We start from the raw sequence: 19,254 nt of genomic DNA, 5'->3' as shown, positions 1-19,254 counted from the left end.
CTATCCGAACAGACGTTCCAGACTAGGGGCGGTGGCCGAGGACGTGCACCTGGGTGGCGACGTCCCGCAGCACGGGGTGGACGGCGGCGGCCTGCTCCAGCGCCACGAGCGCGTCGGCCGCGCCGGGCTCGCCGTCGACGAGCCGGCTGGGCACCAGGTCGGCGAAGACCCGCACGCCGTGGACCGCGCCGACGGTGAAGCCCGTGGCGGTCAGCAGCCGCGCCAGGGTCTCGGCGGTGAAACGCCGCGGCGTGGGGTCGCGGTCGCCCCACGTGCCGCGCGGGTCGGCCAGCACGGCCCTGGCCTCGTCGAACTGTCCGGCCAGCGCCCGGTGGATCGCGCTGGCCACGGGGTTGGCGGCCAGCACGCTGACGGCGCCACCCGGGCGCAGCAGCCCGGCGACGGCGGCCAGCGCGCCGGTGGGGTCGTCGACGTACTCCAGGACGCTGTGGCACAGGACCAGGTCGGCGCTGTCGCGGTCGAGCAGGTCGCCGAGGTCGGCGGTGTCGCCCTGCAGGCCGCGCACGCCCACGCCCTTCTCCTTGGCCCGGCGCTCCAGCGCGGCCAGCGAGTCGGGGCTGGGGTCGACGACGGTGACGGTGTGGCCGAGCTCGGCCAGCGGCACGGCGAACCCGCCGGTGCCCCCGCCGGCGTCGACGATGTCGAGCGTGGCCCGGCCGACGGCCTCGGCACGCTCGGCCAGCACCGACCGCAACGCGCCCCACACGACGGCGGTGCGCACCGCCGGGGTCTTCGTGGTGACGCCTTCTGCTCGCAACGTCGGCTCGCCTCTCTCTCCTCCGCGGGCGGCCCTCGCCCTGTGCGGACGGGCCCAGCCTACGCCGTACGCGGCGTCGCCCGCAGGCCGGACCCTAACCGTCGAAGGCCGCCGCGATCCTCTTCGGCGCGCGCAGCCGCCAGGCGTCGGTCAGCAGCTCGGCCAGCTCGCCGGCCGCCACGGCCGCCAGGCGCACCAGCACCACGGCGTGCCCGTCGTAGTGGGGCGTGGCGAAGAACGTGCCGGGGACGGCGGCGATCAGCTCGTGCTTGAGCTCCACGCCGCCCACCGGCACGGCGAGCACGCCGTCCTCCTGCGTGATCCGGGCGAACCACCTGCCGCGCACGTAGAAGGCGGGCGTGCCGTACATGGGTTTCTCGACGGTCTCGGGGAGCGCCAGGGCGAGGGCGCGCACCTCGTCTTCGGTCACCATGGACCGATGCTCACACAGAAAGCCGGACAAGGGCGGACAGGGCCGGAAAAGGGCGCGTCGCGGCTGGTGACGCGCCACTTCCCCGGACCGGCTCACGGCCCCGCGGCCAGGCCCGGGACCGCACCGGAAGGCCGCGCGCCTTCCGCCGCCTCTTCGCGAGCCGTACGGACCGTCTGAGTGGAACGTACTCCCAAACGGCCTTCGCGGCCTTTGTCTAAAGGGTGATGCTTGGCTTGAGTTGCTTGAACCGGGCCAGCAGGCCGTTGATGAACTGCGGCGACTCGTCGGTCGACAGCTCGCCCGCCAGGTGCACCCACTCGCTGATGACCACGCCCTCCGGCACGCCGGGCATCCACAGCAGCTCGTACGTGCCGCCGCGCAGCAGGTTGCGGTCGACGGCGGGCATGCGGTCGAGTGTCCAGCCCTCGGAGTAGGTGGTGATCAGCTCGTCGATGCGGGCATGGTGGCGGGCGACGCCCTCGACGATGGCCGAGGTGTACTCGTTGACCGGCGGCTCCTGCCGCTCGACGCGCTCGGCGAGGATCTTCAGCGGATCCTCCGAGCGCAGCTCGGCCTCGAAGAGGATGTCAAGGGCGCGCCTGCGTGCTTTGCCGCGTGCAGACACCTCAGGCCCGGCCGAGGTATTCGCCGCTGCGGGTGTCGACCTTGACCTTCTCGCCGGTGGTGATGAACAGCGGCACCTTGATCTCGGCGCCGGTCTCCAGCGTGGCGGGCTTGGTGCCGCCGGTGGAGCGGTCGCCCTGCAGGCCGGGCTCGGTGTTGGAGATCAGCAGCTCCACGGCGGCGGGCAGGTCGACGTAGAGCGCCGAGCCCTCGTTGAAGGCGATCGTGGCGAGGGTGTTCTCCAGCATGTAGTTGGCGGCGGTGCCGACGGTGCGGGCGGGCACGTTGACCATGTCGTAGGTCTCGGTGTCCATGAAGACGAAGTCGTCGCCGTCCTTGTAGGAGTACTGCATCTCGCGCTTGTCGACGTTGGCCACGTCGACCTTCACGCCGGCGTTGAAGGTCTTGTCGACGACCTTGCCGGAGAGGACGTTCTTGAGCTTGGTGCGCACGAACGCGCCGCCCTTGCCCGGCTTGACGTGCTGGAACTCGACAACGCTCCAGAGCTCACCGCCCTCGAGCTTCAGCACCATGCCGTTCTTGAGGTCGTTGGTCGTCGCCACTCGTTCTCTCCCGCGTGTGGCCGCTCTAAAGGACGAGCAGCTCCTTGGTGGTCTTGGTGAAAAGTTCCGGCCCGCCCTCACGGGTCACGAGGGTGTCCTCGATGCGAACCCCGCCCCGCTCGGGGAGGTAGATCCCAGGCTCGACGGTGATCGGAACTCGATCCTCTAGTCTACCGGTCCTGGAGGGGCCCAGGAACGGGTCCTCGTGGATCTCCAGGCCGACGCCGTGGCCCAGGCCGTGCCGGAAGTGCTCGCCGTGGCCCGCCGCCTCGATCAGGCCGCGGGCGGCGGCGTCGACGTCCTTGGCCCGGGCTCCCGGGGACAGGGCGTGCCGGCCGGCCCGCTGGGCGCGCCTGACCAGGTCGTAGAGGTCGCGCTGCCAGGCGGCGGGCGCGCCCAGGCAGACCGTCCTGGTCATGTCGGCGTGGTAACCGTGGTAGCGGGCGCCGAAGTCCATCGTGACCAGGTCGCCGCCGCGCAGCTCGCGGTCGGTGGGGGCGTGGTGCGGGATCGCGCCGTTCTCGCCGGCGGCGACGATCGTGTCGAACGCCGGCTTGTCGGCGCCCAGCTCGGTCATGCGGTTGTCGAGGAGACGGGCCAGGGCGCGCTCGGTGAGGCCCGGCGCGACCATCGGGAGCACGTCGGCGAAGGCCTGATCGGTCAGGGCGCAGGCGGTGCGGATGAGCTCCAGCTCCGCCTCGTCCTTGACCGCGCGCAGCTCCTCGACCAGCGGGCCGAGCGGCACCAGGCCCTGGCCCTCGCCGTCGCCTCCGGTCTCTGCCAGGCCCGCCTCCAGGCGGCGGAAGGTCGCCACGGTCATGGCGGCGGCCTCGATGCCCACGCCCGGCGCGGCCAGCCGACCGGCCACGTCGGGCGCCTCGACCGCGGGCACGTCCAGGGCGCGGGTCTTGTCGATGTAGCGGTTGTCGGTCGCCAGCAGCGCCGAGCCGTCCGCCCTGACCAGGACGGCCGCGTTCGAGCTGACCAGCCCGGTGAGGTAGCGGACGTTGACGGGGGAGGTGACGAGGAGCGCGGGGACCTCGTGGGCGGGCAGCGCGGCGGCCAGGCGTGCCCGGCGCGCCGCGTGGTCGATGGTCATCCCGCCAATGTACGCGCGCCCCGGCCCCTGCCCCACCCGGCCAGGAGAGGGGAAACCACGGGCCTCCCGCCCCCCCGTCACGGTCAGGAGACGGCGAAGTCGTCCAGGAAGGAGGCGAGGGGGCCCGACAGGGGGACGTCGCCCTTCACCTGGGCGTTGCGCAGGTCCCGGTAGACGCCGGCGATCTGGCCGCGGGCGGGCTCGAAATGGCCGTCCTGGAGCTTCTTGGCGGCCTTCCTGAGCTTGTCGTGGACCTTCTCGGCGACATGGGGATCGATGTCGCCGATGTCCTCCTGGGCCGTCACCGCCTCGTCGAACTTCACCAGCCAGTGGTCCCAGCCGCCCGCCGGGGTCTGCCCGGAGCCCAGGGTCGCCTTGGGGCCGACGGTCTGGACCAGGCTGGTGGCGGTGTCGCCGGGGGTGAGGTCGGTGGGGCTGGCGCGGGGCGGCTCGGAGGTCGGGCGGGCGGGCGGCGCGACGTCCGGCGTCAGGACGGGCGTGGGGGGCGTGCTCGCGCTCGGCTCGGCCACCGGGGTCTCCTCGCGCGAGCCCGCCCACATCACCATGGCGACGGCCACCACGGCGATGACCGCGACGGCGATCCCCATCTGGATCAGCAGCTTGTTCCCGGTACGCGGCGGCGCCGGGTCCAGCTCGGCGGACTCGTAGACGGCGGTGTCACCGGCCCGCGGGACGCCGTTGAAGTCGTAGACCTCGGTGTCGCCCGGCCGGCCCGCCGGGGCGCCGGCGGGGTTCGCGGCCGCCGGGGCCGCCCCCGGGGCCGCCCCCGGGGCCGCGCCGGGCCGGGCGATGGCGGCCAGGGCCCGGCGGACGGGCTCGCCGCCCGAGGGCCGCCTGGCGGGGTCGGGCGCGAGCATCGCGAGGACGAGCCGGTCCAGCTCGGCCGGGATCTCGGGCCGGATCGCGCTGGGCGGGACGACCCCCTGCCCGACACCCCCGGGGGCCTCGGTTCCCGGGGCCGGAGCTCCGGGGGCCTCGGCGCCGGAGGCGGAGGGTGGGGACGGCGGGGTGGCGCGCATGCCGGTCACCGGCAGGTCGGGGGCGGCGGGCGGGCGGCCGCAGAGGAGCTCGTAGCAGACGGCGCCGAGGGCGTACAGGTCGGCGGCGGCCGTGGCGGGACGGCCGGAGGCCCGCTCAGGGGCCAGGTAGCGGCGCTCGGCCTGGGACGGCTCCTCGTCCGGCAGCCCGAACCCGACGACCTTCAGCACGCCGCTGGCCGCCCGCCGGAAGCTGCCGGAGTCGATCTGCCCGTGGAACACCCCGGCGCGGTGCGCGGCGTCCAGCCCGGCGGCCGCCTGGCCGACCAGGTCGCACACCTCGACGATCGGCATGGGCCCCTCGGCCGCCAGGTCCTCCCCCACGCTGGTCCCGGTGAGGAACTCGGTCACCAGGAAGGGGGCGCCCTCCTGGTCGCCCACGTCGAGGACCATGGCCACATTGGGGTGGATCACCCTGGCCACCGCCTGCGCGTGCTGCTTCAGCGCCTCCCTGGCGGCCTCGCCGGCCGCGCCGGCCTCGCCCGCGCCCAGGATCTTCACGGCCACGACCCAGTCGGCGCGGGTGTCGTAGGCCCGCCACACCTCACCCATCGGACCGCTGCCGATGAGCTCGTCAAGCCGGTACCGGTCGGCGACCATCGAAGGCGTAGCGTCGGACATATCCCCGCCAAAAACTCGAAAAGTGGGCTATTTCCGACCCACCATAGGGCCCTCCAGCCCCTCTCCGCCCCATGATCCACGGTTCGCGCCCCCCGTCACGCCGCGCCCGCCGTCCCTCGACATAACGACTTTCGTTATTTACGATTATCGTTATGCCCATGAAGTGGATCAACCGGCTTGAGGTCCTGTTGAGCATCGGCCTCGTCCTCGGCTGCCTCGGCGCGCTCACCGCCCTGGGGGCCACCGTCCTGATCGCCGTGTTCGGCACGGCCGACGGCATCGGCGTCCCGCTGCACGTCTCCGGCGTGACGCCGCCCGTGACCCCCGTTCCGGGGGTGGAGATCGTCAGCGCCGCGGCCGAGGTGACCCTCCGCCCCGTGGGGCCCTCGCCCGCGGCGGCGCTGCTCTACCTCCTGCTGTGGGCGCCGCCCACGGCGACCGGGCTGCTCGCGCTCTACACCGTGGTCCGCGCGTTGCGCAGGGCGCGGTCGGGCGACCGGGCGCTGTTCTCCGCGGTGACGGCCGGGCACCTGCGGCGGCTGGGCTGGATCCTGATCGCCGGTTCGCTCGTGTCGGCCGGGCTCGGCACGGCGGCGCAGGCCATACTGTCCGGCATGCTGCTGACGACCGGTCCGGCGTTCGTCCCGGCGCCGGGCGTGCCGCTCGCGGGCCTCGTGGCCGGCCTGTGCGCGCTCGGGGTCTCGGAGATCGTCCGCCGCGGCGTGGCCCTGCTCGACGAGGTCGAGGCCACGATCTGATGCCCGCAGGCACCATCCGGGTACGCCTGGACGAACTGCTCGCCCAGCGCGGCATGACGCTCACCGAACTGTCGCACAAGGTCGAGATCACCGTCGTGAACCTGTCGATACTCAAGAACGGCCACGCCAAGGCCATCCGCTTCTCCACGCTGACCCGGCTGTGCGAGGCCCTGGGCTGTCAGCCCGGCGATCTGCTCACCTACGACTGAGGGCGGGTGGCCGTACGGCCACCCGCCCTCAGTCGAATTCCGGTCAGGCCGTCGCGGGCTCCGGCGCGCGCGGCGTGCGGGCGGCCGACGCCGGGGCGTCGTCGAGCGGCTGCGGCGGCGCGTTGAAGACCGCCTCGTCCAGACGGCCCTCGGAGCGGGCCACCAGGACCGGGACGACCATCTGGCCGGCCACGTTGGTCGCGGTGCGGATCATGTCGAGGATCGGGTCGATCGCCAGCAGCAGGCCGACGCCTTCGAGCGGCAGGCCCAGCGTGCTCAGCGTGAGCGTCAGCATGACGATCGCGCCGGTCAGACCGGCGGTGGCGGCCGAGCCGACGACCGAGACGAACGCGATCAGCAGGTAGTCCCCCACCCCGAGGTGCACGCCGAACACCTGGGCCACGAAGATCGCGGCGAGCGCCGGGTAGACCGAGGCGCAGCCGTCCATCTTGGTGGTGGCGCCGAAGGGCACCGCGAAGGAGGCGTAGTCACGGTCCACGCCGTTGCGCTCGACGGTGACGCGCTGGGTCAGGGGCAGCGTGCCGACCGAGGAACGGGAGACGAAGGCCAGCTCGATGGCGGGCCAGGCGTTGCGGAAGAACGTGATCGGGTTGACCTTGCCCCACACCGCGAGCAGCGTCGGGTAGACGGCCAGCAGCACGATGAAGCAGCCGACGTACACGCCGACGCTGAACTTGGCCAGCGGGGCCAGCAGGTCCCAGCCGTACGTGGAGACGGCCTTGCCGATGAGGCCGGCGGTGCCGATCGGGGCCAGGCGGATGACCCACCACAGGGCCTTCTGCACCAGTTCGAGCACCGAACGGCTGAGGTTGAGGAACGGCTCGGCCTTCTCGCCCACCGCCAGGGCCGCCGCGCCGAGGACGACACCCAGGAAGACGATCTGGAGGACGTTCACCTCGGTGAAGGCCGTGACGATGTTGGTGGGCAGGATGCCGGTGACGAAGTCGAGCCAGGTGCCGGCGCCCTCGGTGTCGATGGCCTTGGCCGCGCCGGTGTCCAGGGTGACGCCCTGGCCCGGGTTGATGATCAGGCCGAGCGCGATCGCGAAGGCCACCGAGACGAACGCGGTGATCAGGAACCACAGCAGGGTCTTGGAGGCCAGACGGGCGGCGCCGTTGACGTTGCGCAGGTTGGCCACGCTGACCAGCACGGCGGTGAACACCAGCGGCGGCACGGCGAGCTTGAGGAGCTGGACGAAGATCTTGCCGACCTGGGTCAGCGTCTCGGCCAGCCAGGCCACGTCCCAGATCTTGGCGACGAACCCCAGGGCGACGCCGACGGCCAGGCCGAGCAGCAGCTGAAGGGAGAAGGTGAATCTCTTCACGGGAGGAAGGCTCCGGAAGTCAGGCATGCCACGGCGAAGGGGGGCATGCGGGTGAGGAAGGGGGGAGTCTGGGGGACGCGCCGATCAGCGACAGAGGGATCCGTGCAGACGGCACAGATCCACGTGCAGACGCTCGACGAGCCGCACGATGACCACAGAGAACCTCACGAGGACGTACAACACCATGCGAAACGGGGCATATTCCCGCTCGGCATTGTGACGTGCGTCACACCCCTTCCGGAGCCCGTCCGATCAGCCGGCCAGCTCCTTGACCTTCTCCAGCAGGCGGACGCGCTCCTCGTGGGTACGGCCGAGCGGCGCGACGTTGAGCGTCGTCACCCCCGACTCCTTCAGCGCCGCGATCCGGTCGCGGACGAAGCCCTCGCTGCCGATCAGCGACATGTTCTCCAGCAGCTCGGCGGGCACCAGCGCGGCGGCCTCGTCCTTCTTGCCCTCCAGGTAGAGGTCCTGGATCTGCTCGGCCTCCTTCTCGTAGCCGTAGCGCCGGGCCAGGTCGTTGTAGAAGTTCTTGCCCTTGGCGCCCATGCCGCCGATGTACAGGGCGGCCATCGCCCGGCCGAACTCGCGCAGCCCGGTCACGTCGTCGCCGACGGCCAGCGCCGCCTGGGCGATCACGTCGAGCTCGCCCAGCTCGGGGTCGCGCTTCGCCCGGCCGGCGGCCAGCGAGGGGCCCCACACGTCGGCGGCCTTCTCCGGGTAGTAGAAGATCGGCTCCCAGCCCTCGGCCAGCTCGGCGGTCATCTCCACGTTCTTGGGGCCGATGGCGGCGACCACGATCGGGATGCGCGGGCGCACCGGGTGGTTGATGATCTTCAGCGGCTTGCCCAGGCCGGTGCCCTCCCCGGCGGGCAGCGGCACCTGGTAGTTGCGGCCCGCGTGCTCCAGCCGCTCGCGCCGCCACACCTTGCGGCAGATCTCGATGACCTCCCGGGTACGCCCGATCGGCGCGGTGTACGGCACCCCGTGGAAGCCCTCGATGACCTGCGGCCCCGACGTGCCGATGCCCAGCGTGAAGCGCCCGTCGGAGACGAAGTCCATGCCCGCGGCGGTCATGGCCAGCAACGTCGGCGTGCGGGAGTAGATCGGCAGGATGCCCGAGGCGATCTGCACCCGCTCGGTCTTGGCCGCGATGTACCCCATCTGGCTGACGGCGTCGAAGCTGTACGCCTCGGCCACGAAGACGATGTCGAGGCCCGCCTTCTCGTAGTCGGCCAGCTCGGCGACCGTCTCCTTGAAACCGCCCGAGTAGTTGAGTGCCATACCGATGCGCATGCCGGGCTCCCGATGAACCGAATGATGTTCCGTTGCGACGTCAACAGGTTAGCGTGTCGGCGTGTCGCGCGGCGAAGCACTAGCCTGGTTCGGGTGCTGAGCCGGGTCGTCGTCGTCGCCTCCGCAGTGGTCGCCTTGGCCCTGGCGGGTCATTCGCTGATCCCGTCGCTCGGCGGCTTCACGCCGGTCCTGGAGAGCCTGCTCCCCTGGATGGGGGTGGCGGTGCCGTTGCTGCTGCTCCTCGCGCTGCTGGCGCGCTCCAGGGCGGCCGCGCTCGCGGCGCTGGCGCCCGGCCTGGTGTGGGCGGCGATGTTCGGCTCCACACTGCTGGCCGCGCCGCCCGGCGGCCCCAGCGACCTGGCCGTCGGCACGGTCAACGTCGGCGTGCGCAACAGCGCCTCCGGCGAGGCGGTCAAGGCCATCGCCGAGGGGCTCGACCTGCTGGCCGCCCAGGAGCTGACCCCCGGCGGGCCCGCGGCCAAGCAGCTCAACAAGATGTTCCGCTACCACTACCCGGTCAGCACGGTCGGCCTGTGGAGCCGCTACCCGATCAGCGAGACCAGCCCGCTCGACGTCGGCATGGGCTGGCCGCGGGCGCTGCGCGCGGTGGTGAGCACGCCCAAGGGCAAGGTCACCGTCTACGTCATGCACCTGGCCTCGGCCAGGCCCGGCCACACCGCCTCCCGCGACGCCTCCCTGGCGCACGCCCGCCGGCTCGTCGACGGCGACCCCAGCAAGCGCGTCCTGCTGCTCGGCGACCTCAACACCGCCACCACCGACCGCGGCATGCGCGGCCTGACCCCGCCGCTGACCGACGCCCAGAGCGTGGCCGGCGACGGGTTCGGGTTCACCTGGCCGGCCGAGTTCCCGATCACCCGGCCCGACCACATCCTGTTCAGGGGCATGACGGCGACCAAGGCGGGGGTCGCCCCGGCGACCGGCAGCGACCACCGCGCGGCGATCGCCTCCCTGCGCTTCTAGCGGCCCTCCAGCAGCTCCAAAACGCGTTTCTAGCGGCCCTCCAGCAGCTCCAGGTCCTGCGGCGTGTCGATGTCGGCGGGGTCGCCGTGCTCGTCGCAGGCGACCTCGGTGACCAGCCCGGGATGCGCCTTCATGAACGCCCGCGCCCCCACGTCGCCCACCGCCAGCTCCGCCACCCCGGCGAAGTGCTCGCGCGCGATCAGCACCGGGTTCGCCCGCCGTCCGCCGTACGTGGCCACCGCCAGCCCGGCCCCCGACGCGGCCAGCGCCCGCACCGCGCCCGCCCGGACGAGCGGCTGGTCCACCAGCGCGACGACCACGGCCGTCGCCTCCGGCGGCAGCGCGGCCAGCCCGGCCCGCAGCGAGGAGCCCATGCCGGTGCGCCAGTCCGGGTTGCGCACGCTGACCGCCCCGCGCACCTGCACGGTCGCCGCGCCCAGCACGACCACCACCGGACGGCAGCCGCCCTCCGCCAGCAGCCGAACCCCGCGGTCGACCAGCCGTTCGCCGCCGAACTCCACGAGCGCCTTGGGCGTGCCCAGCCGGGCGCCCTCCCCCGCGGCGAGCAGCAGCCCGGCGATCACGCCGGCTCCCCGTGGATGCGCCCGCCCGTCTGCGACAGCGGCCGGCCCGAGCCGCCCCACCGGAGCTGGATCAGCTCGGCGGCGATCGACACGGCCGTCTCCTCCGGCGTGCGGGCGCCCAGATCGAGGCCGATGGGCGATCTCAGCCGGGCCAGCTCGGCCTCGGTGAGTCCCGACTCGCGCAGGCGGGCCAGCCGGTCCTCGTGCGTGCGGCGCGAGCCCATGGCCCCGATGTAGCCCGCCTCGGTCCGCAGCGCCACCTCCAGCAGCGGCACGTCGAACTTGGGGTCGTGGGTCAGCACGCAGATCACCGTGCGCTCGTCCACCCGCACCGAGGCCAGGTAGTCGTGCGGCCACTTGACCACCACCTCGTCGGCCTCGGGGAAGCGCTTGGCGGTGGCGAAGACCGGCCGGGCGTCGCAGACGGTGACGTGGTAGCCGAGGAACTTGCCCACCTTGGCGACGGCCGCGGCGAAGTCGATCGCGCCGAAGACCAGCATGCGCGGCGGCGGCGCGAACGACTGGACGAACACCGACAGGTCGTCCAGCCGCCGCTCGCCGTGGCCGCCGTAGTGCCGGATGCCGGTCAGGCCCTGGGCGAGCATGCCGCGGGCGTCGTCGTCCACGGCCTCGTCGAGGCGGTCGAGGCCCAGGGTGCCCGACGAGCGGCCGGGCCAGACGATCCGGCGGGCGCCGATCGGGCCGGGGCCGGCGACGATGGTGGCGACCGCGACCGGCTGGTGCGCCTCGACCGAGGCGAAGATCTCGCCCAGCTCCGGGAAGGTCTCGATGGAGACCGGCTCGACCAGGATGTCGATGATGCCGCCGCAGGTCAGCCCGACGGCGAAGGCGTCGTCGTCGCTGACGCCGTACCGCTGCAGGACGGGCGCGTCGGCCTCGGAGGCCAGCTCGAAGACCGCCCCCTCGACGCACCCGCCCGAGACGCTGCCCACCACCTCGTCGCCGCGCACCGCCATCGCCGCGCCCGGCGGGCGTGGCGCGCTGCTGAACGTGCTCACCACGGTCGCCAGCCCGAACCTGAGCCCCGACCTCCACCACCGCATGATCTCCGGGAGCACGTCACGCATGGGCGAGCCTTTCGCTGAGTTCCTCGTAGGCGGCCAGGCTGTGCCCGGCCACCAGATCGTCCAGATGCGGCAGGGCGGCCCGCATGCCTCCGGTCAGCGGCTGGTAATCCTCATGTCCCTTGTGCGGATTGACCCAGATGAGCCGGTACGCCTGCCGGGCCAGCCTGGCGAGCTGGGCGCCCAGGAGCGCGGGGTCGCCGCGTTCCCAGCCGTCGGAGGCGATGACCACGATCGCCCCCCGGGCGCTGTGCCGGGTCAGGTACTCCTTGAACTCCTCTCCGAGCCGGGTCCCGCCGCTCCAGTCGGGGATGGCCGCGGACGCCGCGTTCAGCGCCGTGCCGGGGTCGCGGTGGCGCAGCTCGGCGGTGACCTCGGTGAGCCGGGTGCCGACCGAGTAGACCCTCGTGGCCCGCGGCTCGCTCCTGACCAGCGCGTGGGCGAAGCGCAGCAGGGTCTCGGCGTAGGGGGCCATCGACCCGCTGACGTCCACGAACAGCACCACCTGGCGGGGCCTGGTCGTGTGCCGGCGGCGGCGGAGCCGGGCCACCTCGCCGTTGCGCAGCGCCTCGCGCACGGTGCGGCGCTGGTCCAGCCTGCCGCGGTGGGCCCGCTCGAAACGGCGGGAGCGGCGCGCGGCCCGGCCGCGGCCGAGCAGGGCCAGCATGCGGTGCACCTCGGCGCGTTCGGCCTCGGTGAGCCGGGCGACGTCCCGGTGCCGCAGCACCTCGGCGCGGCTGGCCGTGGCCGGGGCGGCGGCGTCCTCGCCCGCGCCCGCCTCCTCGCCGTCGCCGGCCGCCAGGTGCCGGGTGACGCTGGTCGTCCCGGCACGGGCCGCCGCCGCCCGCCGCCCGCCGAAGTAGGCGGCGAAGCAGCGGTCGTAGCGGGGCAGGTCGTCGGGCGTGGCGCACAGGGTGAGCCGGCCGGCCCAGTAGAACGCCTCCCGGTCCCCGGCGTCGAGGTGGCCGAGGGCCTGCAGCAGGCTCCGCGTCCGCTCGTGGTCGGCGTCCACGCCCGCCGCGCGCAACGTCCTGACGAAGCCCGTCACGGTCCGGACCAGCTCATCCACCGGACAGCAGCCCGTCGCCCAGGACGGCGGCGACGTCCTCGCGGTACTTCAGCGCGGCGCCCAGGGTGGCCGCGGCCAGGTCGGGGTCGAGCTCCCTGGCCCCGAGCGTCAGCAGCGCCTCGGTCCAGTCGAGGGTCTCGGCCACGCCCGGCGGCTTGACCAGGTCGGCCCGGCGCAGCCGCTCGGCTGCCCGCGCCACCTGCAGGGCCAGCTCCTCGGTGCAGCCGGGCAGGCGGCGCAGCAGGATCGCGACCTCGCGGTCGAAGCTCGGGTGCTCCAGCCAGTGGTAGAGGCAGCGCCGCTTGAGCGCGTCGTGCACCTCGCGGGTGCGGTTGGAGGTCACCACGACGACCGGCGGCGTCGCGGCCCTGATCGTGCCCAGCTCGGGGATGGAGACGGTGAAGTCGGAGAGCACTTCGAGCAGGAACGCCTCGAACTCGTCGTCGGCCCGGTCGATCTCGTCCACCAGCAGCACGCTCGGCTGGGTCTCCACGGCCTTCAGCAGGGGGCGGGCGATCAGGAAGCGGCGATCGTAGATCTCCCCCTCCAGCCGGGCGGCGTCGGTGATCCCGGCGGCCTCGGCGGCCTTGAGGTGGAGGAGCTGGCGGGCGAAGTCCCAGTCGTACAGGGCCTGGGACGCGTCGAGGCCCTCGTAGCACTGCAGCCGGATCAGCGGGGCCTTGAGCAGCGTCGCGAGGGTCTTGGCCAGCTCGGTCTTGCCGACGCCCGCCTCCCCCTCCAGGAACAGCGGCCGACCCATCCGCAGCGCCAGGAAGGCGGCCGTGGCCAGCCCCCGGTCGGCCAGGTAGTCGTGCCGGTCGAGCAGCTCGATGAGCTTGTCCGGCGACTCGATGTCCATTGCCCTGATTGTCCGCCGCAGCACGCCTTCAGGCTACGTCGCGACCCCGGCCCTGCGATATCGGCTCGCCCTCATCGTCGCGTTTCAGTCGCCATCGCGTTTCAGTCGCCGGACTCGGACGCCTCGCCGCGTTCGCGGATCAGCGCGGCCAGCTCGGCCGTGGCCCGGCGGGCGCGGGCCTTCTCCGAGCCCTGGATGCCCATGGCGCCGATCGTCCGGCCGTCGGAGAAGTCGATCTTCGGCCACGGGTCGCCCACCAGCAGGGTGACGTCGATGACCTCGGGCCAGGTGTAGCGGTGGATGCGCAGGGCGTTGACGACGGTCAGGCCCTGCTCGTCGGCCTCCACCCGGACCCGGCCCAGCAGGTGGAGCACGTACGCCACCGCCAGGCCGAAGCCCACGATCGCCACCCGGTCGGGCAGCTTGAACGGGTCGGCGATGAAGATCGCCATGAGGACCGCCCCCGCCACCACCACCAGGGCGAAGGCGTAGGGCACGATCCGGCCCCGGCTGGGACGCCAGGTCACGGGCAGGGGCGGCGGGGTCACGGGCTCGGGCACGAGGGAAACCTACCGCAGGTCAGTGGAGGTCCCTCAGGAGGAGGGCGGTCTCCAGGGCGGCCAGGGCCGACTCGTAACCCTTGTCCTCCTTGCTGCCGGGCAGCCCGGAGCGGTCGAGCGCCTGGTCCATCGTCTCGCAGGTGAGGACGCCGTTGCCGACGGGCGTCTCCTCGTCGAGCGAGACGCGGGTCAGACCGCTGGTGACCGAGTCGCAGACGTAGTCGAAATGGGCGGTCTCGCCCTTGATGACCGCGCCGAGTGCGACCACCGCGTCACAACGCCGGGCCAGGGCCTGGGCCACGACGGGGATCTCCAGCGAGCCGGGCACGCGGACCACGGTCGCGGTGGCGCCGCTGTCGTCGCACGCCTGCACGGCCCGCGCCACGAGCTGGTCGGTGATCTTGGCGTGCCAGCTCGCCGCCACCACGCCCACGACCAGGCCCGCCGCGTCCACCACGGCCGCTCCGGGACGGCCTTCTCCACTCATGACGCCTCCGAGATCTCGTGCGGGACGCTGGAGGAGATGTCGTGGCCGAGCCGGTCGCGCTTGGCCTCCAGGTACCGCTCGTTGTGCGGGTTCAGGGCCACGGGCATGGGCTCGCGGCCGAGCACCTTGATGCCGTAGCCGTCCATGCCCTTGAGCTTGGCCGGGTTGTTGGTGAGCAGCCGCACCGAGCGCACGCCGAGGTCGGCCAGGATCTGCCCGGCGTTGGAGAACTCGCGGGCGTCCACCGGCAGCCCCAGCTCGACGTTGGCGTCGACGGTGTCGCTGCCGTTGTCCTGGAGGCTGTAGGCCCGGAGCTTGGCCAGCAGGCCGATGCCCCGGCCCTCGTGGCCGCGCAGGTAGACGACGACGCCGCGGCCCTCCTGCGCGATGGCGCCCATGGCGTGGTCGAGCTGCACGCCGCAGTCGCAGCGCAGCGAGCCGAACACGTCCCCGGTCAGGCACTCGGAATGGGCCCTGACCAGGATGTTCTCGCCGCCGCCGAGGTCTCCGTAGACGAGCGCGACGTGCTCGCCGCCGTCGAGGGCGCTGGAGTAGCCGTAGGCCCGCCACATGCCGTACGCGTTGGGCAGCCGGGTCTCGGCGACCCTGGTGACCATGCTCTCGGCGCGGCGGCGGTGGTCGACGAGCTGCTCGATGGAGACCAGCGCCAGGTCGTGCTCGTCGGCGAAGCGGCGCAGCTGGGGCAGCCGGGCCATGGTGCCGTCGTCGTTGACCACCTCGGCCAGCGCCCCGGCGGCCGACAGCCCGGCGAGCCTGGCCAGGTCGACGGCCGCCTCGGTGTGGCCGCGCCGGGCCAGCACGCCGCCCTCGCGGTAGCGCAGCGGGAAGATGTGGCCGGGCCGGACCAGCTCGTTGGGCTCGGTGGCCGAGTCGGCGAGGGTGCGGATGGTCCTGGCGCGGTCGGCGGCGGAGATGCCGGTGGTGACGCCGTCACGGGCGTCGACGGTGATCGTGTACGCCGTGCGCATGCGCTCGCGGTTCTGGGACACCATGAGCGGCAGCCCGAGCCGGTCGAGCTCCTTGCCGTCCATGGCCACGCAGATCATGCCGCTGGTGTGCCGGATCAGGAACGTGCACAGCTCCGGCGTGGCCTTCTGGGCGGCGAAGATCAGGTCGCCCTCGTTCTCGCGGTTCTCGTCGTCCACGACCACGACGGGACGGCCGTTGCGGATGTCCTCGATGGCCCGCTCGATCGGGTCGAGCTTGAACTCGTTCATGCCGCTGCCACCACTTCCGGACGGGCGGCGGCGCGGTACTCGCGCAGCCACTTGGCGAAGCCCGTGAGGACCATGACGAAGAACACGCCGTAGACGGCGCCGGAGACGTAGAGGCCGGAGTTGAACGCGACCGGCACGCCCACCAGGTCGACCAGCACCCAGATGATCCAGAAGTCGACCAGCGCCCGGCCCTGCGCCCAGGTGGCGACCGCGCCGCCGACGAAGATGTAGGCGTCGGAGGCCACGACGGACACCGGCGCGCCCGGGTACCACGACAGGTCGAACGTCTTGAACAGGACGGTCACCACCGCGGTGCCCACGGCGAGCGCCGCCAGCATCCGCCACCGCTCGCCGCCCGTGGCGGGCCGGACGGACAGGGCGTGCTCCTGGGTGCCCTGCCGCCACTTCCACCACCCGTAGACGGCCAGCACGGCGAACAGGGCCTGCTTGAGCGCGTTGCCGGTGACGTGCGCGCTGATCGAGGCGAGGAACAGCAGCACCGAGCCGGTGAACTGGACCGGCCAGGTCCACATGGACTTGCGCATCGCGAACGCCACGGTGGCGAGGGCGAACACGTTGCCCACCAGGTCGGTCCACTTCACCGGCAGACCGAAGATGTCAATCGATGCGTCCACCCAGCTCATCGGGTGCCCACCAGCCTCTCCACATACTTGGCGATCACGTCGACCTCAAGGTTCACCACGTCGCCCACCTGGCGGTCGCCCATGGTGGTCAGCTTCAGCGTGGTCGGGATGAGGCTCACGCCGAAGCTGTCGTCGTCAACCGTCGTGACGGTCAGGCTGATTCCGTCGATGGCGATCGAGCCCTTCTCGGCCACGTACCGGCTGAGCGGGCCGGGCAGGGAGAAGCGCAGGTCGTCCCAGTTCTCGCCGGGGGCGCGGGACAGCAGGCGGGCGGTGCCGTCGACGTGGCCCTGGACGATGTGGCCGCCGAGGCGCTGGTCGGCGCGTACGGACCGTTCGAGGTTGACCGCCGAGCCCGCGGTGAGGCCGCCGAGCGAGCTGCGGTCCAGCGACTCCCTGATGACGTCGACGGTGAACACGTCGTCCTTGACCTCGACGACCGTCAGGCAGACGCCGTTGACGGCGATCGAGTCCCCGTGGGCGGCGTCGGAGGTGACGAGCGGGCCGCGTACGGACAGCCGGGCGCCACCGCCGGCCTGCCCGCCCGCCGGCTCGATGGCGACGACTTCGCCCTTCTCCTCGATGATTCCGGTGAACATCACTTCTCCCTGCCTTGATGCGGAGCGGGCCGCGCGGTCAGCCGCAGATCCGGCCCGATGGGGGAAAACTCGTCGAAGGTGAGGCGGTGGGCGCCGCTGATCGTGGCGACGCCCGCCGGGCCGAGCGCGGCCCTGCCCTCGCCGAGGAGGGCGGGGGCGAGGTAGGCGTACACGCGGTCGATGAGGCCCTGCCGCAGGAACGCGCCGGCGAGGGTGGGGCCGCCTTCCAGGAACACGGCGACCACCTCGCGGGCGGCCAGCTCGCGCAGGAGGGCGTGCAGGTCGAGGCCGCCGTCCGCGTGCCGGGGCAGGCGCAGCAGGCCGGCCTTGAGCCCCGTCACGGCGTCGTCGGCGACGGCGACCAGCGTGGGGGCCTCGTCGTCGAGGACGCGGGCCGCGGGCGGCGTCCTGCCCTCGGTGTCCACGACGACCCGCAGCGGCGGGCGGGCGCCCAGGGGCCGGCCGGCCAGCGGCGGGCTGCCGGCCAGCAGCGCCCCCGCGTCGCCCTCCCCCGCCTGCGCCCCGGCGTTCTCCGGGAGGCGGACGGTGAGGTGGGGGTCGTCGGCCAGCACGGTGCCGATCCCGGCCACGATCGCGTCGGAGGCGGCGCGCAGCCGGTGCACGTCGGCCCGCGCCCGCGGCGAGGTGATCCACTGGCTGGTGCCGTCGGCGGCGGCCGACCTGCCGTCGAGGGTCGCGGCGAACTTCCAGGTCACGTGCGGCCTGCCGAGCCGGGCGTAGGTGAGCCATTCCTCGTTGACCCGCTCGGCCGCCTCGGCCAGCACGCCCTGCGTCACGCTCACCCCGGCCGCGCGCAGCCGCGCCGCGCCGCCGGCGGCCTTCGGGTTGGGGTCGGCGACGGCGACGACCACGCGGGCCACGCCCGCGGCCAGCAGCGCCCGGCTGCACGGCCCGGTGCGGCCGGTGTGGTCGCAGGGCTCCAGCGTCACGTACGCCGTGCCGCCCCGCGCCTGCTCGCCCGCCTGCGCCAGCGCCACGACCTCGGCGTGCGGGCCGCCCGCGTAGGCGTGGAAGCCCTCGCCGACGACCTGCCCGGCGGCCGACAGCACGACGCAGCCGACGACGGGGTTGGGGCTGGTGCCGCCGTGTCCGCGCGCGGCCAGCTCGACGGCGCGCGCCATGTGCGCGGCGTCGGCGGCTGAGATGTCCACCCGGGTCTCCTACTCGCCAGTAGCTTCAAGCCACGGCGGGCCCCGGGGGGTTTTCGGGTGCCGGCACGGCACCACGTCAGGAGCCCGGCTGGGACGCCGGACACCTCGCGCGCTTCCTCCCATCCGGACTTTAACCGTCGGTCCTGGAATTTCACCAGGTCAACCGGCCGATGGCATCGGCCGGGTCGCGGACTGTAACCGCCGGTTCGGACTTTCACCGACCCCGGAGCACGCTAGCTCTCTTCTTGTACCAGTTTGCCATGCCGATTACGGAAAGCGCGACCGCCCCCGTCCTATTTGAACAAGCGCTCGCTCAGGCAGCCATCAGCTTGCGCGCCCGGCGGGCCGAGGGCGCGTAGCGGACCTGCTCGGGAACCAGTCCGATGCCGGTGTGCAGGGCGCGCAGCGTGGCCGAGGCCCACAGGTCGCCGACGGGCGTGGCGGGCAGGCCGTACAGGCGGCGGGCCCAGCGCGGCAGCGTGGCCAGGGCCAGCACGGTCAGCGCGGGCACGGCGGGCCGCAGCGCGGACAGCGCGCCGGGCAGCGGCGTGTGCAGCGACAGCCGCAGCGGATGGGCCGCCTCCGGCACCAGCCGCAGCCCCGGACGCCGGCCGTCGATGTAGGCGCGCAGCTCGGCCACCGAGCCCGGCACGTCGTCCCCGTCCAGGCCCACGACCTCGGCGGCGCGCCGCCACTCGGCGACGAACCGGTCGGCGTCGGCGTCGGACAGCCGCACGCCGGCGCGGCGGGCCACCGTCAGGTAGGAGTCGACCTCGCCGACGTGCACCCAGCGCAGCGCTTCGGGGTCGTCGAGGTGATAGGTCTCGCCGGTGTCGGGGTCGCGGGCGGTCAGCGTGGCGTGGATCTTGCGCACCCGGCGGCCGGCCCGTTCCACCTCCGCGCGCGTGCCGTACGTGCGCACCCGGACGAACTCGCTGGTCCGCAGGAAGCGCGACCACGCCTCGGCCGGGTCGAGCAGCGCCGAGTTCTGCAGCACGCCGCGCATCGCCCTGGGGTGCAGCCCCTGCATCAGCAGCGCGCGGAAGCCGCCGACGAGCTGGATCGGCTCCCCCATCACCCGCCAGGTCACCGACTCGGGGCCGAAGATCCCATAGTCGTCGTCCATAAGTGAAGAGTTACCCAGCGAGGCGACAAACCATGCCAAAAGCCCCCGGCCGGGAACCGGCCGGGGGCT

At 73.1% G+C, this 19,254-nt stretch carries 22 protein-coding genes and 1 riboswitch; of the genes, 3 read left to right on the top strand and 19 right to left on the bottom strand.

Features of this window, described 5'->3' with window-relative positions; translation table 11 throughout:
- Positions 1-22 precede the first annotated feature (22 nt).
- The 6 genes from ACIBQ6_RS18225 to ACIBQ6_RS18200 all read right to left on the bottom strand — a co-directional run bounded on the left by ACIBQ6_RS18225 (position 23) and on the right by ACIBQ6_RS18200 (position 5,176).
- Positions 23-778 carry a methyltransferase domain-containing protein gene (locus ACIBQ6_RS18225; protein ID WP_397213088.1) on the bottom strand — a complete coding sequence of 252 codons (756 nt, stop codon included), beginning with the start codon at positions 776-778 and terminating at the stop codon, positions 23-25.
- Positions 779-872: 94 nt separating this feature from the next.
- Positions 873-1,211 (bottom strand): MmcQ/YjbR family DNA-binding protein, encoded by a 339-nt coding sequence (locus ACIBQ6_RS18220; protein WP_358293956.1) that lies wholly within the window; start codon positions 1,209-1,211, stop codon positions 873-875.
- A gap of 214 nt (positions 1,212-1,425) precedes the next feature.
- Entirely contained in the window at positions 1,426-1,836 is a 411-nt protein-coding gene (gene nusB, locus ACIBQ6_RS18215) for a transcription antitermination factor NusB (RefSeq protein ID WP_358293958.1), read from the bottom strand.
- Between the two features lies 1 nt (position 1,837).
- On the bottom strand, positions 1,838-2,398 hold the full coding sequence (efp, locus tag ACIBQ6_RS18210) for an elongation factor P (protein WP_352326968.1): 561 nt from the start codon (positions 2,396-2,398) through the stop codon (positions 1,838-1,840).
- A gap of 25 nt (positions 2,399-2,423) precedes the next feature.
- Positions 2,424-3,497: a M24 family metallopeptidase gene (locus ACIBQ6_RS18205; protein WP_397213086.1), complete on the bottom strand. Its 1,074-nt coding sequence runs from the start codon at positions 3,495-3,497 to the stop codon at positions 2,424-2,426.
- 83 nt (positions 3,498-3,580) lie between these two features.
- On the bottom strand, positions 3,581-5,176 hold the full coding sequence (locus tag ACIBQ6_RS18200; protein WP_397213084.1) for a protein kinase: 1,596 nt from the start codon (positions 5,174-5,176) through the stop codon (positions 3,581-3,583).
- 158 nt (positions 5,177-5,334) lie between these two features.
- Here ACIBQ6_RS18200 and ACIBQ6_RS18195 point away from each other — a divergent pair, with 158 nt between their 5' ends.
- Both ACIBQ6_RS18195 and ACIBQ6_RS18190 read left to right on the top strand, forming a co-directional pair.
- Complete coding sequence (locus ACIBQ6_RS18195; protein WP_397213082.1) at positions 5,335-5,934, top strand: DUF2975 domain-containing protein; 600 nt, start codon at positions 5,335-5,337, stop codon at positions 5,932-5,934.
- Entirely contained in the window at positions 5,934-6,143 is a 210-nt protein-coding gene (locus ACIBQ6_RS18190) for a helix-turn-helix transcriptional regulator (protein WP_352331315.1), read from the top strand. Before ACIBQ6_RS18195 ends, ACIBQ6_RS18190 begins: the two co-directional genes overlap by 1 nt.
- 43 nt (positions 6,144-6,186) lie before the next feature.
- Here ACIBQ6_RS18190 and ACIBQ6_RS18185 read toward each other — a convergent pair whose 3' ends face one another.
- A complete protein-coding gene (locus ACIBQ6_RS18185; RefSeq protein ID WP_352353158.1) occupies positions 6,187-7,488 on the bottom strand; it encodes a dicarboxylate/amino acid:cation symporter in 1,302 nt (433 codons plus the stop codon).
- Between the two features lie 252 nt (positions 7,489-7,740).
- Positions 7,741-8,781 (bottom strand): LLM class F420-dependent oxidoreductase, encoded by a 1,041-nt coding sequence (locus ACIBQ6_RS18180; RefSeq protein ID WP_358293966.1) that lies wholly within the window; start codon positions 8,779-8,781, stop codon positions 7,741-7,743.
- 93 nt (positions 8,782-8,874) lie between these two features.
- Here ACIBQ6_RS18180 and ACIBQ6_RS18175 point away from each other — a divergent pair, with 93 nt between their 5' ends.
- Positions 8,875-9,762: an endonuclease/exonuclease/phosphatase family protein gene (locus tag ACIBQ6_RS18175; RefSeq protein WP_358293968.1), complete on the top strand. Its 888-nt coding sequence runs from the start codon at positions 8,875-8,877 to the stop codon at positions 9,760-9,762.
- Positions 9,763-9,791: 29 nt separating this feature from the next.
- On the opposite strand, the gene ACIBQ6_RS18170 is transcribed toward ACIBQ6_RS18175, so the two are convergent.
- The 11 genes from ACIBQ6_RS18170 to ACIBQ6_RS18120 form a co-directional block, all read right to left on the bottom strand.
- Complete coding sequence (locus ACIBQ6_RS18170; RefSeq protein WP_352353663.1) at positions 9,792-10,343, bottom strand: nucleotidyltransferase family protein; 552 nt, start codon at positions 10,341-10,343, stop codon at positions 9,792-9,794.
- Complete coding sequence (locus tag ACIBQ6_RS18165; RefSeq protein ID WP_358293969.1) at positions 10,343-11,434, bottom strand: XdhC/CoxI family protein; 1,092 nt, start codon at positions 11,432-11,434, stop codon at positions 10,343-10,345. Before ACIBQ6_RS18165 ends, ACIBQ6_RS18170 begins: the two co-directional genes overlap by 1 nt.
- Positions 11,427-12,500, bottom strand: a complete 1,074-nt coding sequence (locus tag ACIBQ6_RS18160; RefSeq protein WP_358293971.1) for a VWA domain-containing protein — start codon at positions 12,498-12,500, stop codon at positions 11,427-11,429. Before ACIBQ6_RS18160 ends, ACIBQ6_RS18165 begins: the two co-directional genes overlap by 8 nt.
- Positions 12,493-13,359 carry a MoxR family ATPase gene (locus ACIBQ6_RS18155; RefSeq protein ID WP_358293973.1) on the bottom strand — a complete coding sequence of 289 codons (867 nt, stop codon included), beginning with the start codon at positions 13,357-13,359 and terminating at the stop codon, positions 12,493-12,495. Before ACIBQ6_RS18155 ends, ACIBQ6_RS18160 begins: the two co-directional genes overlap by 8 nt.
- Before the next feature lie 101 nt (positions 13,360-13,460).
- Positions 13,461-13,919 (bottom strand): PH domain-containing protein, encoded by a 459-nt coding sequence (locus tag ACIBQ6_RS18150; RefSeq protein ID WP_397213078.1) that lies wholly within the window; start codon positions 13,917-13,919, stop codon positions 13,461-13,463.
- A gap of 19 nt (positions 13,920-13,938) precedes the next feature.
- Positions 13,939-14,406 carry a 6,7-dimethyl-8-ribityllumazine synthase gene (gene ribH / locus ACIBQ6_RS18145; protein WP_397213076.1) on the bottom strand — a complete coding sequence of 156 codons (468 nt, stop codon included), beginning with the start codon at positions 14,404-14,406 and terminating at the stop codon, positions 13,939-13,941.
- A complete protein-coding gene (locus tag ACIBQ6_RS18140) occupies positions 14,403-15,644 on the bottom strand; it encodes a bifunctional 3,4-dihydroxy-2-butanone-4-phosphate synthase/GTP cyclohydrolase II (protein ID WP_397213074.1) in 1,242 nt (413 codons plus the stop codon). Before ACIBQ6_RS18140 ends, ribH begins: the two co-directional genes overlap by 4 nt.
- Positions 15,641-16,288: a nicotinamide mononucleotide transporter family protein gene (locus ACIBQ6_RS18135; protein ID WP_358293978.1), complete on the bottom strand. Its 648-nt coding sequence runs from the start codon at positions 16,286-16,288 to the stop codon at positions 15,641-15,643. The genes ACIBQ6_RS18140 and ACIBQ6_RS18135 overlap by 4 nt, the downstream gene beginning before the upstream one ends.
- Positions 16,285-16,887, bottom strand: a complete 603-nt coding sequence (locus ACIBQ6_RS18130; RefSeq protein WP_358293980.1) for a riboflavin synthase — start codon at positions 16,885-16,887, stop codon at positions 16,285-16,287. Before ACIBQ6_RS18130 ends, ACIBQ6_RS18135 begins: the two co-directional genes overlap by 4 nt.
- On the bottom strand, positions 16,887-18,059 hold the full coding sequence (gene ribD, locus ACIBQ6_RS18125) for a bifunctional diaminohydroxyphosphoribosylaminopyrimidine deaminase/5-amino-6-(5-phosphoribosylamino)uracil reductase RibD (RefSeq protein ID WP_397213072.1): 1,173 nt from the start codon (positions 18,057-18,059) through the stop codon (positions 16,887-16,889). Before ribD ends, ACIBQ6_RS18130 begins: the two co-directional genes overlap by 1 nt.
- A 105-nt stretch (positions 18,060-18,164) precedes the next feature.
- Positions 18,165-18,295, bottom strand: a riboswitch (FMN riboswitch).
- A 77-nt stretch (positions 18,296-18,372) separates the two neighbouring features.
- Positions 18,373-19,185, bottom strand: coding sequence for an oxygenase MpaB family protein (locus ACIBQ6_RS18120; protein ID WP_358293983.1), 813 nt, complete (start codon positions 19,183-19,185; stop codon positions 18,373-18,375).
- Positions 19,186-19,254 lie beyond the last annotated feature (69 nt).

Source organism: Nonomuraea sp. NPDC049655 (assembly GCF_044465465.1).
In the GTDB taxonomy this organism is placed as follows: domain Bacteria; phylum Actinomycetota; class Actinomycetes; order Streptosporangiales; family Streptosporangiaceae; genus Nonomuraea.
This window is presented reverse-complemented; position numbering and strand designations above follow the sequence as displayed.

Excerpts from the sequence above, each read along its gene's own strand:
- ACIBQ6_RS18220 (WP_358293956.1), bottom strand. The coding sequence starts at position 1,211 with ATGGTGACCGAAGACGAGGTGCGCGCCCTCGCCCTGGCGCTCCCCGAG.
- ACIBQ6_RS18205 (WP_397213086.1), bottom strand. The coding sequence starts at position 3,497 with ATGACCATCGACCACGCGGCGCGCCGGGCACGCCTGGCCGCCGCGCTG.
- ACIBQ6_RS18200 (WP_397213084.1), bottom strand. The coding sequence starts at position 5,176 with ATGTCCGACGCTACGCCTTCGATGGTCGCCGACCGGTACCGGCTTGAC.
- ACIBQ6_RS18195 (WP_397213082.1), top strand. The coding sequence starts at position 5,335 with ATGAAGTGGATCAACCGGCTTGAGGTCCTGTTGAGCATCGGCCTCGTC.
- ACIBQ6_RS18190 (WP_352331315.1), top strand. The coding sequence starts at position 5,934 with ATGCCCGCAGGCACCATCCGGGTACGCCTGGACGAACTGCTCGCCCAG.
- ACIBQ6_RS18180 (WP_358293966.1), bottom strand. The coding sequence starts at position 8,781 with ATGCGCATCGGTATGGCACTCAACTACTCGGGCGGTTTCAAGGAGACG.
- ACIBQ6_RS18165 (WP_358293969.1), bottom strand. The coding sequence starts at position 11,434 with ATGCGTGACGTGCTCCCGGAGATCATGCGGTGGTGGAGGTCGGGGCTC.
- ACIBQ6_RS18155 (WP_358293973.1), bottom strand. The coding sequence starts at position 13,359 with ATGGACATCGAGTCGCCGGACAAGCTCATCGAGCTGCTCGACCGGCAC.
- ribH (WP_397213076.1), bottom strand. The coding sequence starts at position 14,406 with ATGAGTGGAGAAGGCCGTCCCGGAGCGGCCGTGGTGGACGCGGCGGGC.
- ACIBQ6_RS18140 (WP_397213074.1), bottom strand. The coding sequence starts at position 15,644 with ATGAACGAGTTCAAGCTCGACCCGATCGAGCGGGCCATCGAGGACATC.
- ACIBQ6_RS18135 (WP_358293978.1), bottom strand. The coding sequence starts at position 16,288 with ATGAGCTGGGTGGACGCATCGATTGACATCTTCGGTCTGCCGGTGAAG.
- ACIBQ6_RS18130 (WP_358293980.1), bottom strand. The coding sequence starts at position 16,887 with ATGTTCACCGGAATCATCGAGGAGAAGGGCGAAGTCGTCGCCATCGAG.
- ACIBQ6_RS18120 (WP_358293983.1), bottom strand. The coding sequence starts at position 19,185 with ATGGACGACGACTATGGGATCTTCGGCCCCGAGTCGGTGACCTGGCGG.